We start from the raw sequence: 11846 nt of genomic DNA, 5'->3' as shown, positions 1-11846 counted from the left end.
TCCCACGCCAGTTGTGAAGACGCAGGTCTGGCGTGGGAGCGGGCTTGCCCCGCGATGGGCAGACTCAGGGCTCATCAGACCGCCTTCGCCCCGTCACCATCGACCACGGCAGGTTCTCGCGCAGTCGCACGCTCTCCACCAGCGCCGCCAGCAGGTGCACGCAGACCAGCGCCAGCAGGCCATCGGCCAGCCAGCTGTGCACGGTTTCCAGCCACTCGGCGCCCCACAACGCATCCACCTCCAGCATCATCCAGCCGGTCAGGCCCAGGCTGGCGATGCCGGTCATCATCAGCACCATCACCAGCGCGCCGATCGGCGTGTGCCCCAGGCGGTGATAACGCTCACCGCGCCACAGCGCCCGGGCATGGCCCAGCAGCCGCGCAGGCGTCGGCCAGAAGTCCGCCCAGCGCGCACTGCGCGGCCCGACGAAGCCCCACGTCAGCCGTATCACCAGGCACACGCAGGCGTAGTAACCCAGCCACTGGTGCCAGTCGTCACCGGCCTCGTTGAAGAAATAGTCGCCGAAGAACACCAGCGCGAGCGACCAGTGACACACCCTGAGCAACGGGTCCCACAGCCGCACGCTGGCGGTCACTTATGGTACTCGGTCTTGACCGCCTTGCCCGTCACCGGGTCGTGGTAGATCTCGACCTTGCGGCCGTCCTTGTCGAACCCGTAGATCTCGTAGCAGTTGCCCTTGGTGACCTGGAATTTGTTGATCTTGTAGCCCTGCTCCTTGAGCTGGTCCTGGAACTTGTCGGCATCCTGCCAGGTGCCGCGATCGGCGGTGGTGCACTCTGTCTTGGCGAACGCACCGGCACTGGCGAGCAGCAGGGTGATGGCGAGCACTGAACGGCGCATGAATGGACCCCTTCTGGTTGGTGGGAACCAGCCAAGCTTAGCCCGCCCGATTGAAGGCACCGCCGCAAGCCAATCATTCATTTGAATTTCAGATCAATGGCAAAGAAAAACAAACTTCTCAAATAAGCCCCGGGCGGGGATGCTGTGAGGATCACGCCCGCATCCCGGAGAACAACAATGAACGAAGTCGTCATCGTCGCCGCCACCCGCACTGCCATCGGCAGTTTCCAGGGGGGCCTGGCCAACGTCTCCGCCGTGGAGCTGGGCGCCGCCGTGATCCGCCAGCTGCTGGCCCAGACCCAGCTGGACCCGGCCCAGGTCGACGAAGTGATCCTCGGCCAGGTACTCACCGCCGGCGCCGGCCAGAACCCCGCCCGCCAGGCCGCCGTGAAGGCCGGCCTGCCCTTCGAGGTCCCTGCCCTGACCCTGAACAAGGTCTGCGGCTCGGGCCTCAAGGCCCTGCACCTGGCCACCCAGGCCATCCGCTGCGGTGACGCCGAGGTGGTGATCGCCGGCGGCCAGGAAAGCATGAGCCTGGCGCCCTACGTGATGCCTTCGGCGCGCACCGGCCAGCGCATGGGCCACGGCCAGCTGATCGACAGCATGATCACCGACGGCCTGTGGGACGCCTTCAACGACTACCACATGGGCATCACCGCCGAGAACCTGGTGGACAAGTACGCCCTCACCCGCGAACAACAGGACGCCTTCGCCGCCGAGTCGCAGCGCAAGGCCGTGGCCGCCATCGAGACCGGGCGTTTCAAGGACGAGATCACCCCGATCCACATCCCGCAGAAAAAAGGCGAGCCGCTGGTGTTCGACACCGATGAGCAACCCCGCCCCGGCACCACCGCCGAATCCCTCGGCAAGCTGCGCGCCGCGTTCAAGAAAGACGGCAGCGTCACCGCCGGCAACGCCTCCAGCCTCAACGACGGCGCCGCCGCGGTGCTGCTGATGAGTGCCACCAAGGCCAAGGCCCTGGGCTTGCCGGTGTTGGCGAAGATCGCCGCCTACGCCAGCGCCGGCGTGGACCCGGCGATCATGGGCATCGGCCCTGTGTCCGCGACCCAGCGCTGCCTGGAAAAGGCCGGCTGGCAATTGGCCGATCTGGATTTGATCGAGGCCAACGAAGCCTTTGCCGCCCAGGCGCTGGCGGTGGGCAAACAGCTGGAATGGGATGCGGCGAAGGTCAATGTCAACGGCGGCGCCATCGCCCTGGGCCACCCGATCGGCGCCTCGGGCTGCCGGGTGCTGGTGACCCTGCTGCACGAAATGATCAAGCGCGATGCGAAGAAGGGCTTGGCGACCCTCTGCATCGGCGGCGGTCAGGGCGTAGCCCTGGCAATCGAGCGTTAATTCTCGCCGCCTGAACCTCAGCCGTCGCCTGGCACTGGCTTGAACCGGTGCCCGCGGCGGCGCGCCTCAGTCCTCCAGCAGCGTACAGGCCATCACCAGCGCGTCTTCGCGCCCGCCCGCCACCGGATAGTAGTCTCGACGCCGGCCGATCTCGTTGAACCCATAGCGCTCATACAGGCGATAGGCCGACTGGTTGCTGGCGCGCACTTCGAGGAAACACTCGCGGCCATTGAGCTGGTAGGCCCGCGCCATCAGGTGCTCGAGCAGGCGCAGGCCCAACCCGCAGCCCTGGTTTTCCGGCTTGACGGTGATATTGAGCAGGTGCGCCTCGTCGATGATCACGTTGATCACGCCATGGCCGACCTGCTGCTGGCCAACGAACATCAACCACACTTCATAGGACTTCAGCGCATCCAGGAAGATGCCGCGGGTCCAGGGGTGGCTGAAGGCGGCATATTCGATCTTAAGCAGGGCATCCAGATCCGCCTCGGTTGCCGGGCGGAAACTGATCGAGTCACTCATTCAACGCTCTTCCAGCGCGCCATCAGCCGGCGCATGGCTTTCCAGACGTCCGCCTTGCGTTGCGGCTCGTCCATCAACAGTTCAAGGCCGGGCAAGGCCCAGGCGTTGCCGAGCAGGTCGACCTCGAGTTCTTGGTAGTAGGCTTCGGCATCGGCCTGGCCGGCGAAGCGGATGGCCGGCAGGCCGAGCAGCCACAGGCAGGTGCACGGCGCCTCTTCCAGGCGCGCGGCGATGAAACCCTGGACGAAGTCGCGGGCGGCGTCCGGGCCCTGGTCCATGTTGCCGCGCATCAGCAACGGCCAGCGCACCGGCTCGCCGATGATCTGCGGGGCATCCGGCAGGCCGGCGGCACGCAGCATGTCCTTGAGCAGCAGGTACGACGGATCGCGGCTCTGGAACGGCTGGCCGGTGGCCAGTTCGACCAGCAGCAGGCAACTGCCAGCGCGCAGCAACTGCAGGGCGAAGCGCGGTGGCGGCACCGGCGCCGGGCGTGGCGCGGGGGCCTCCTGCTCGGCCTCGACCGGCTTGGCGGCCGGTTTCGGCGCGCTGCCCGGGCGCGGGATTTCGATTTTCGGCCGCTCGGCGCGCGCCTGGGGGGCCACCGGGGTGGCGCTCGGCGCAGGCGCGGGGGCGGCCGGACGCACCTCGAAGTCGAGGTCCTCGACCGGCGCCACCGGCAACAGCAGCTCCGGCCGCGACGGGGCGGCGAACGGCAGTTCAGCGCGCGGCAGCCAGTGCACCACTTGCATGGCGGACAGGTAGGCGCGGCGGCGGGACTCGATCAGCAAGGCGCGGGTATCCGGGGATAGACGAAACAGTCGGGCATTCTAACGCCGTTGCCCAGGATGCGCCGCAACAGATTATCGGCCATCGCGGGGCAAGCCCGCTCCCACGGTCCCTGGTGGGCCGGTGAATCCCCTTTGAGGCTCAGGGTTATCCCCATAACAGACCAAGGGGTGAAATCCTCCCCCCCGGATGCAGTACAATCGCCCCTTTTATTTGGCAACGAGTCGACCCGCCAATGATCGAACCCAAGCGCGTCCTGCGCGCCCTAGCCGAACACTGGGCCCTGATCGAGCCGCTGTGCGAGCGCTTCGACCAGGGCACCCTGAGCCTGGTCGAGCTGCGCCAGCAGCTGGCCCGCCAGCAGGTGGAAAGCACCCCGCAGGACATCACCCAGCTGCTCGACGTGTGGATCCGCCTGGACATCCTGGTCCCGGTGGCCAAGAGCCCGAACCGTTTCGAGCTCAACGCGCAGATCCACGATTTCCTCGCCTACCTGCGCCGCGAACACCGGCTGGGCCTGTGCCTGGAGATCGAGGCTTACCTGCGCCACCTGGAACGCCTCGCCGGGCATATCCAGGACGCCTTCGACAACCGCGACAGCGACGACCTGGCGCGCCAGCTGCGCCTGCTCGACATGCGCGTGCGCGACGTGTTGAAGAAGCTCGACAACGACGAACAGGCGCTGGTGGCCGTGGCCGAGCGGGCCAAGACCAGCAACCGCCAGATCCCCCTGCGCCAGCGCTACGCCGAAGTGCTGGCGACCTGGGACGAGTACGTCGAACCGATGATCCAGCTGGTCAACGCCGACGGCGCCTTCGAGCAGGGCGTGCGCAAGGTCGAGACCGTGCTGCTGCGCCTTTTGGGCGAGCAGGCGCGCCTGGGCCACCTGGTCGACGACGACATGCTGCTGCGCACCCATGCGCGCATCCTCGAAATGCAGACCAGCGCCCAGCTGACCCTGCGCCACGCCCGCGAACTGCTGCTGCCGCTGCGCGAAGAAGCGCGCCGGCACAACGCCGTGACCCGTGGCGCCGCGCTGGCCTTGTCGGTGATCCGCAAGAAGGGCATTGACGCCGTGCCGCAGGCCGCCATGCCGCTGTTCACCCGCCCGCAGAGCACCTTCCTCGGCAGCGCCAGCCAAGTTGAAGCCTACGTCTACGCCCTGGCCCGCTTCGAGCCCAAGCCTGCCCGCTTCCCCAAGGCGCACAAGACGCAAAAGGGCCCGCTGCCCCGCGCCCCACGCACGGTCAAGGAAATGCTCGAACGCTGCGAAGACGCCCTGCCGCTGCCGGACCTGATGGTCTGGCTGCTGGAGCAGGAGCCCGAGGGCGCCACCGACGAGCTGCTGTACTGGTTCTCGCGCCTGTCGCGGGAAAAGCGCTTCAGCCGCGAGCGCCTCGATCGCCAGCAATACCTCACCCGCGAACACCTGGTCAGCCTGCGCTCCTTCGCCCTGACCTCCAGCCGCGACAACAAGCCGGCGACCACGACCGAATCCACCGCGAGCCCCGTCCATGCATCTTGATCTTTCCGAACTGTCCCAGCTCGCGCCGATCTTCCGCGAGCTGTTCAAGGGCTTCCACATCAGCCGCCGCGACCCGGAGCTGTACGCCCAGCTGTCGAACTTCCAGGACCAGTACCGCACCCTGTTCAAGGCCCTGGGCTTCGAGCTGGTCTGCGACACCCGCGGCTTCTACTACTTCGTCCCCGAGCAGGCCGCCGCGCAGGTCAACAAGACCGCCCAGCGCCTGTCGCTGTTCACCTTCATCCTGGTCGAGCACCTGGCCGACCAGGGCCGCGACCCGATGGCCGTGCTCGACGGTGGCAGCATCGGCCGCGACGAGTTGCCATCGCTGCTGGACAAGTACCGCGACCTGTTCCTGCAGGCCGAAGTGCAGACCGTCGACGAGCTCGAAGAAAAGATCATGCGCCGCATGACCCAGCTGGGCTTCGCCTTCGAAGAGGGCGGCATCTACCGCTTCATGCCGCCGATGCACCGTTTCCTCGACGTGTGCCTGTCGGTCCAGCAGGACCGCGACCTGGCCGCCACCCTGCACAGCGACCTGCCGCTGCCGGTGCCCGTGCTGGTGGTGGAAGAAACCCCCGAGGAACTCAACCGCACCGACGACCCGCTCGACCTCACCCCGTTCGACGGCGAGGAAAGCGAAGAGGACGCCCTGGCCCGGGCGATCCGCGAAGAGCAACAGGAGATTGACGCATGAGCCAGGAACGCTACGGCATCCGCCGCTTCGCACTGCTCAACACCGCCGGCTACAGCCTCGGCCTGTTCCCCCTGGAACACCCGCTGTCGGTCTACGGCGCCAACAACCTGGGTAAATCGGCGTCGATCAACGCCCTGCAGTTCCCGATCCTGGCGCGCATGTCCGACATGAGTTTCGGCAAGTACAGCCTGGAACAGTCGCGGCGCTTCTACTTCGCCACCGACACCAGCTACATCCTCACCGAACTGAACCTGCCCCACGGCCCGCACGTGATCGGCGTGGTCGGCCGCGGCCCGGGCGGCGGCTTCGGCCACCAGTTCTTCGCCTACCAGGGCGAGCTGGACCTGGCCCACTACCAGAAAGACGACACCTGCCTGCGCCAGAAGGAGCTGTTCACCAACCTCGAGCGCCATGGCCTGAAAGCCTACGAGCTCAAGCCGGACGAACTGCGCCGACTGCTAGTCGGCGGCCACACCTCGGTGCCGCTGGACCTGACCCTGATCCCGCTGCGCTCGACCAGCGAGCAGAGCCTGAAGACCTTCCGCGCACTGTTCATCAACCTGCTGCACATGCGCGAGATCACCGCCGCCAAGCTCAAGCAGCTGTTCCTCGACGCCTTCGAGCACAGCCTGCGCTCCGGTAGCGTCGACTACATCGCCGCCTGCGAAGAGGCCTTCCGCGACGTGCGCCGCATGGAGGGCGACTACAACGCCCTGGTGGCCGCAGGCCCACTGGTCGAGGCCCTGGCCGGTGGCGTGGCCCAACGCGACATCCTGCGCGGCAAGCTGCACCGCATCTCGCCCTTGCTCGACAACCTGCTGGGCACCTGGCAGGAATACGCCATGGCGCGCAAGGAAGAGCTGGTGATCCAGTCCGAGCACTACCGTGGCGAGCAGGACCGCCTGCAGAACGACCAGCGCGGCGGTACCCAGGAGCTGATGCGCCTGGAGCGCGAGATCACCGGCATCCAGCGTTGGCTGGGTGAGCTGTCGGTGCTCAAGCACCGCTTCGCCCTGGTCACCGACGTCAAGGTCCTGGAGCAGCAGCTGCTGGCGGCCAAGGACGCCCACGACGAACTGGCCGGCGCCCTGGCCCAGTCGCGACAGTTCTCCGCCGAGGACCTCGACGAGCGCGTGCGCGACCTGGAAAAACGCGTCAAGGCAGTCAAGCAGCAGCTCGACCACGCCGACAACAACAGCTACGCCCGCCTGCGCGAGGAGTTCTCGCAGCAGGACGTCGACCGCCTGATGCGCCTGTTCAACGGTGCGCTGTTCAGCCTGCCGCTGGGTGACCGTGGCATCGAGCTGGACGACAGCGACGTCTGGGTGAAGACCCTCGAAGGCGTGCTCGACCGCTTCAAGGGCGAACGCTTCGAAGTGCCGGGCCTGTCCATCGACATCTCGCACATCGACCCACCCGCGCTGCAGGCCCTGGCCGACCGCGCCGCCCTGCGCGACCAGAAAGAGCGCCTGGAAAAAGAACTCAAGCAGCTCAAGACCCAGCAGGCCGTGGCCCTCGACCGCGCCGCCAGCAAGGCGCAGACCGAGGCCCTGTACCAGCAGGTGCTGGATGCGCAGAAGGCCCTGGAAGACTTCCGCCGCACCGAGACCCTGGCCGCCGAAGAGCCGGAAAAAATGGAGCAGTTGGGCCAGCTGGAAGCCGCCCAGGACGAGCTCAAGCGCTCCAGCGACGCCTTCACCGAACGCGTCCAGCAACTGTCGGCCAAGCTGCAGCTGGTGGGCCGGCAGATCGCCGACCTCGAAGCCAAGCAGCGCACCCTGGAAGACGCCCTGCGCCGTCGCCAGCTGCTGCCGGCCGACCTGCCGTTCGGCACGCCGTTCATGGAGGCGATCGACGACTCCATGGACAACCTGCTGCCGCTGCTCAACGACTACCAGGACAGCTGGCAGGCGCTGCAGCGCGTCGACAACCAGATCGAGGCGCTGTACGCCCAGGTGCGCCTGAAGGGCGTGGCCAAGTTCGACAGCGAAGACGACATGGAGCGCCGCCTGCAGCTGTTGATCAACGCCTACTCGCACCGCACCGAGGAAGCGCTGACCCTGGCCAAGGCCCGCCGCGCCGCGGTCACCGACATCGCCCGGACCCTGCGCAACATCCGCAGCGACTACGACAGCCTCGAGCACCAGCTGGCGCTATTCAACCGCGAGATCAACAAGCGCCAGGTGTCGAACCTGGAGAGCTTCCGCGTGGTGCTGGCACCGAACAAGGAAGCGCTCCGGCACATCGACCAGATCATCCACAGCGCCGGCCAGTACGAGGAAGGCGAAACGCTGTCGGTGTTCGACCTGACCCAGAGCGCCGAGCAGGATCACAAGAACGAAGAGGCCAAGGAATACCTGGCGCGGCTGGTGGCGGCCAACCACAACCAGCTGGGCCTGAAGGACCTGTTCGAACTGGCCTTCGAGATCACCAAGATCAACAGCCAGCCGGTGATTCACGCCGACATCGACGGCGCTGCGTCCAACGGCACCACCATGACCATCAAGGCGCTGACCAACATGTACCTGTTGCTGCACCTGATGGACCGCGACCTGGCCGGGCGCATTCGCCTGCCGTACTACCTCGACGAGGCGGCGGACATCGACGAACGCAACCAGGCGGCGTTGCTGGAGACCAGCCAGCAGCTGGGCTTCGTGCCGATCCTGGCGAGCGTGAAGCCGCAGGTGTCGGCGCGGGTGGCGATCGACCTGGAAGGCGGCAGCGGGCCGAATGGCATCTACATCGACGAGGCGGACTGGAAGTACATCAGCCGTCGCGACGAAGTGAAGGCGATCGTGCGCGAGGATGAGGCCGAGGAACTGGCTTGAGGTAGCCGGGGCCGCGTTGCGGCCCTTCGCGGGTAAACCCGCTCCCACAGGATTAATGAAGTACCTGTGGGAGCGGGTTTACCCGCGAACGAGGGCGAAGCCCTCGCCTTTTAAAGCATCGCGGGGCAAGTCGCATCGGCGCACCGCCGCTCCCACGCCATGCTGTGTGCTGGCGTGGGAGCGGCGGTGCGCCGATGCGACTTGCCCCGCGATTGTTTCTAGCAGGTTACTGCTGTGCCCAAGGCACAATCGGAATCGCCGTCACCGCATTCTGCGGGCTGCCTTCGATCACCCGGTCGCTGTACACCAGGTACACCAGCGTATTGCGCTTCTTGTCGAGGAACCGCACCACCTGCATGGTCTTGAACACCAGCGAGGTGCGCTCCTTGAACACCTCCTCGCCATCTTTCAACTCACCCTTGAAGTGGATCGGCCCCACCTGACGGCAGGCGATCGACGCCTCGGCACGGTCCTCGGCCAGCCCCAACCCACCTTTCAAGCCACCGGTCTTGGCCCGCGACAGGTAGCAGGTCACGCCGTCGACCTTCGGGTCGTCAAACGCCTCGACCACGATGCGGTCATTGGGCCCGACGAACTTGAACACGGTGGACACCTGGCCGATTTCCTCGGCCCCGGCCAGCATCGGCAGCAGCAGCGCCGCCACGGCAAACATCCTTTTCAGCACGGTGATCTCCTTCAGACCAGGACCAGGTTATCGCGATGCACCAGCTCAGGCTCGGCGCTGTAGCCCAGCAGGCTCTCGATGGCGTCGGACGGCTGGCCGATGATCTTCTGCGCCTCCAGGGCGCTGTAGTTGGCCAGGCCACGGGCCACCTCCAGGCCATCGGGGCCGACGCAGACCACCATCTCGCCACGGCGGAAGCTACCCTGCACGGTCTTCACGCCCACCGGCAGCAGGCTCTTGTTCGATTCGCGCAGGGCCTTCACCGCGCCGTCGTCGAGCACCAGGGTGCCACGGGTCTGCAGGTGGCCGGCCAGCCACTGCTTGCGCGCGGCGAGCATGCCGCGCTCGGGCGACAGCAGGGTGCCCAGGCGCTCGCCGGCCTTCAGGCGATCCAGCACGCGCTCGATACGGCCACCAATGATGATGGTGTGGGCACCGGAACGGGCGGCCAGGCGCGCGGCGCGCAGCTTGGTCTGCATGCCGCCGCGGCCCAGGGCGCCACCGGTACCGCCGGCCACGGCGTCCAGCGACGGGTCGTCGGCACGGGCTTCGTAGATCAGCTGGGCTTCGGGGTTGTTGCGCGGGTCGGCGTCGAACATGCCGTCGCGGTCAGTGAGGATCACCAGCAGGTCGGCTTCCACCAGGTTGGCCACCAGGGCGGCCAAGGTGTCGTTGTCGCCGAAGCGGATCTCGTCGGTGACCACGGTGTCGTTCTCGTTGATCACCGGCACCACGCCCAGGTCGACCAGCGTGCGCAGGGTGCTGCGGGCATTGAGGTAACGCTTGCGGTCGGAGAGGTCGTCGTGGGTCAGCAAGATTTGCGCGGTGTGCTTGCCATGCTCGCCAAAGCTCGACTCCCAGGCCTGCACCAGGCGCATCTGGCCGATCGAGGCGGCGGCCTGCAGCTCGTTCATCGCGCTCGGTCGCGAGGTCCAGCCCAGCTGGCTCATGCCGGCGGCCACGGCCCCGGAGGAGACCAGCACCAGTTCCACGCCCGCTTCACGCAGGGCCACCATCTGCTCGACCCACACCGCCATGGCGCCGCGGTCGAGGCCCTTGCCATCGGCGGTCAGCAGCGCGCTGCCGATCTTCACGACCCAGCGCTGGGCGCCAGTCACCTTGCTTCGCATCTTCTCTTCCAACCTATGTCGAATCTGTAGATACCGTGGATACAAAAACGCCGCTCCAGAGAGCGGCGTTTAGTGTACTGCAACCGATCAGTCGCGCACGTAAATGATTTCCGGGCCGTCTTCGTCGTCCTCGAAGTCATCCCAGTCATCATCGTCACCGATGTCGTGCACGCTCTTGACGCCAGTACGACGCAGGGTGCGGGCATCGTCCAGGGCCTGCAGCTGGGCACGGGCCTCGTCCTCGATGCGCTGGTCGAGCTCGGCCAGTTCCTCGGCGTAGGCCGGGTCGTTGGCCAGGCGGTCGGCGCGGTCTTCGAGGTAGCGCATCAGGTCGTGGCTGAGCTTCTCGGTGCCCTGCTTGGCGATGGCCGAGATGACATAGACCGGACCGTCCCAGTTCAGGCGCTCGACCACTTCCTTGACGCGCTCATCCTTCTCGTCGTCCATGATCATGTCGGCCTTGTTCAGCACCAGCCAGCGCTCACGGTCGACCAGCGCCGGGCTGAACTGCGCCAGCTCGTTGATGATGATCTCGGCGGCATCGGCCGGGCTGCTGCCGTCCAGCGGCGCCAGGTCGACCAGGTGCAGCAGCACGCGGGTACGGGCCAGGTGCTTGAGGAAGCGGATGCCCAGGCCGGCACCTTCGGAGGCGCCTTCGATCAAGCCGGGGATGTCGGCGATGACGAAGCTCTTCCAGCGGTCGACACTGACCACGCCCAGGTTCGGCACCAGGGTGGTGAACGGGTAGTCGGCGACTTTCGGCTTGGCGGCCGAGACCGAGCGGATGAAGGTGCTCTTGCCGGCGTTCGGCAGGCCCAGCAGGCCGACGTCGGCCAGGACCTTCATTTCCATCTTCAGGTCGCGCTGATCGCCGGGCTTGCCCGGGGTGGTCTGGCGCGGCGCCCGGTTGGTGCTGGACTTGAAGCGGGTGTTGCCCAGGCCGTGCCAGCCGCCCTGGGCGACCATCAGCTTCTGGCCCGGGGTGATCAGGTCACCGATGACTTCCTGGGTGGCTGCGTCGATCACGGTGGTGCCCACCGGCACGCGCAGGAACAGGTCATCGCCCTTCTTGCCGGTGCAGTCGGTGCTGCCGCCGTTGGAGCCGCGCTGGGCTTCGTGGTGACGGGTGTAGCGGTAGTCGACGAGGGTGTTGAGGTTCTCGTCGGCCACCATGTACACCGAACCGCCGTCGCCACCGTCACCGCCGTTGGGGCCACCGTTCTCGATGAATTTCTCGCGGCGGAAGCTCATGCAACCGTTGCCGCCGTCACCGGCCTTAACCCGGATCGATACTTCGTCTACAAACTTCATTCAAAACCGCCTCTCGTCGGACGACGAGTCGAAAACCAGAAAACCATGAGGCTCTTGCAAAAATGAGCGCGGCGGCCCCGTACCATCAGAAACCAACGCCGGCAGCCCAGACAAACAGCTTTGCAAGAGGCTCACCACAAACGAA

At 66.5% G+C, this 11846-nt stretch carries 11 protein-coding genes; 4 read left to right on the top strand and 7 right to left on the bottom strand.

The window, feature by feature from the left end; genetic code table 11:
* Positions 1 to 64: 64 nt before the first annotated feature.
* Together ACZ899_RS23385 and ACZ899_RS23380 are read right to left on the bottom strand one after the other, a co-directional pair.
* Positions 65 to 595: a cytochrome b/b6 domain-containing protein gene (locus ACZ899_RS23385; protein ID WP_234562975.1), complete on the bottom strand. Its 531-nt coding sequence runs from the start codon at positions 593 to 595 to the stop codon at positions 65 to 67.
* Entirely contained in the window at positions 592 to 861 is a 270-nt protein-coding gene (locus ACZ899_RS23380; protein ID WP_234562974.1) for a PepSY domain-containing protein, read from the bottom strand. The genes ACZ899_RS23385 and ACZ899_RS23380 overlap by 4 nt, the downstream gene beginning before the upstream one ends.
* Before the next feature lie 177 nt (positions 862 to 1038).
* On the opposite strand from ACZ899_RS23380, the gene ACZ899_RS23375 reads away from it, so the two are divergent.
* Positions 1039 to 2217: an acetyl-CoA C-acetyltransferase gene (locus ACZ899_RS23375; protein WP_234562973.1), complete on the top strand. Its 1179-nt coding sequence runs from the start codon at positions 1039 to 1041 to the stop codon at positions 2215 to 2217.
* Positions 2218 to 2283: 66 nt separating this feature from the next.
* On the opposite strand, the gene rimI is transcribed toward ACZ899_RS23375, so the two are convergent.
* Together rimI and ACZ899_RS23365 are read right to left on the bottom strand one after the other, a co-directional pair.
* Positions 2284 to 2739: a ribosomal protein S18-alanine N-acetyltransferase gene (gene rimI / locus ACZ899_RS23370; RefSeq protein ID WP_050706883.1), complete on the bottom strand. Its 456-nt coding sequence runs from the start codon at positions 2737 to 2739 to the stop codon at positions 2284 to 2286.
* Positions 2736 to 3527 carry an energy transducer TonB gene (locus ACZ899_RS23365; protein WP_234562972.1) on the bottom strand — a complete coding sequence of 264 codons (792 nt, stop codon included), beginning with the start codon at positions 3525 to 3527 and terminating at the stop codon, positions 2736 to 2738. The genes rimI and ACZ899_RS23365 overlap by 4 nt, the downstream gene beginning before the upstream one ends.
* A 233-nt stretch (positions 3528 to 3760) precedes the next feature.
* Here ACZ899_RS23365 and mksB point away from each other — a divergent pair, with 233 nt between their 5' ends.
* Genes mksB through mksF form a run of 3 tightly spaced genes read left to right on the top strand, consistent with a single transcriptional unit; the run spans position 3761 to position 8575 of the window.
* Positions 3761 to 5050: an Mks condensin complex protein MksB gene (gene mksB / locus ACZ899_RS23360; RefSeq protein WP_110735926.1), complete on the top strand. Its 1290-nt coding sequence runs from the start codon at positions 3761 to 3763 to the stop codon at positions 5048 to 5050.
* Positions 5040 to 5747, top strand: coding sequence for an Mks condensin complex protein MksE (mksE, locus tag ACZ899_RS23355; RefSeq protein WP_011532174.1), 708 nt, complete (start codon positions 5040 to 5042; stop codon positions 5745 to 5747). The genes mksB and mksE overlap by 11 nt, the downstream gene beginning before the upstream one ends.
* Positions 5744 to 8575 carry an Mks condensin complex protein MksF gene (gene mksF, locus ACZ899_RS23350; RefSeq protein ID WP_203650533.1) on the top strand — a complete coding sequence of 944 codons (2832 nt, stop codon included), beginning with the start codon at positions 5744 to 5746 and terminating at the stop codon, positions 8573 to 8575. The genes mksE and mksF overlap by 4 nt, the downstream gene beginning before the upstream one ends.
* A 226-nt stretch (positions 8576 to 8801) precedes the next feature.
* On the opposite strand, the gene ACZ899_RS23345 is transcribed toward mksF, so the two are convergent.
* From ACZ899_RS23345 to cgtA, 3 genes are all read right to left on the bottom strand, one after another.
* Positions 8802 to 9248, bottom strand: coding sequence for a CreA family protein (locus tag ACZ899_RS23345; protein ID WP_186713018.1), 447 nt, complete (start codon positions 9246 to 9248; stop codon positions 8802 to 8804).
* Between the two features lie 23 nt (positions 9249 to 9271).
* Entirely contained in the window at positions 9272 to 10390 is a 1119-nt protein-coding gene (gene proB / locus ACZ899_RS23340; protein WP_203650531.1) for a glutamate 5-kinase, read from the bottom strand.
* An 87-nt stretch (positions 10391 to 10477) separates the two neighbouring features.
* A complete protein-coding gene (gene cgtA / locus ACZ899_RS23335) occupies positions 10478 to 11701 on the bottom strand; it encodes an Obg family GTPase CgtA (RefSeq protein ID WP_110735931.1) in 1224 nt (407 codons plus the stop codon).
* Positions 11702 to 11846: the final 145 nt, after the last annotated feature.

This window comes from Pseudomonas sp. TE31087 (assembly GCF_057284075.1).
This window is presented reverse-complemented; position numbering and strand designations above follow the sequence as displayed.

Coding starts and splice junctions, on each gene's coding strand:
- ACZ899_RS23380 (WP_234562974.1), bottom strand. CDS start 861: ATGCGCCGTTCAGTGCTCGCCATCACCCTGCTGCTCGCCAGTGCCGGT.
- ACZ899_RS23375 (WP_234562973.1), top strand. CDS start 1,039: ATGAACGAAGTCGTCATCGTCGCCGCCACCCGCACTGCCATCGGCAGT.
- rimI (WP_050706883.1), bottom strand. CDS start 2,739: ATGAGTGACTCGATCAGTTTCCGCCCGGCAACCGAGGCGGATCTGGAT.
- mksB (WP_110735926.1), top strand. CDS start 3,761: ATGATCGAACCCAAGCGCGTCCTGCGCGCCCTAGCCGAACACTGGGCC.
- mksE (WP_011532174.1), top strand. CDS start 5,040: ATGCATCTTGATCTTTCCGAACTGTCCCAGCTCGCGCCGATCTTCCGC.
- mksF (WP_203650533.1), top strand. CDS start 5,744: ATGAGCCAGGAACGCTACGGCATCCGCCGCTTCGCACTGCTCAACACC.
- ACZ899_RS23345 (WP_186713018.1), bottom strand. CDS start 9,248: ATGTTTGCCGTGGCGGCGCTGCTGCTGCCGATGCTGGCCGGGGCCGAG.
- proB (WP_203650531.1), bottom strand. CDS start 10,390: ATGCGAAGCAAGGTGACTGGCGCCCAGCGCTGGGTCGTGAAGATCGGC.
- cgtA (WP_110735931.1), bottom strand. CDS start 11,701: ATGAAGTTTGTAGACGAAGTATCGATCCGGGTTAAGGCCGGTGACGGC.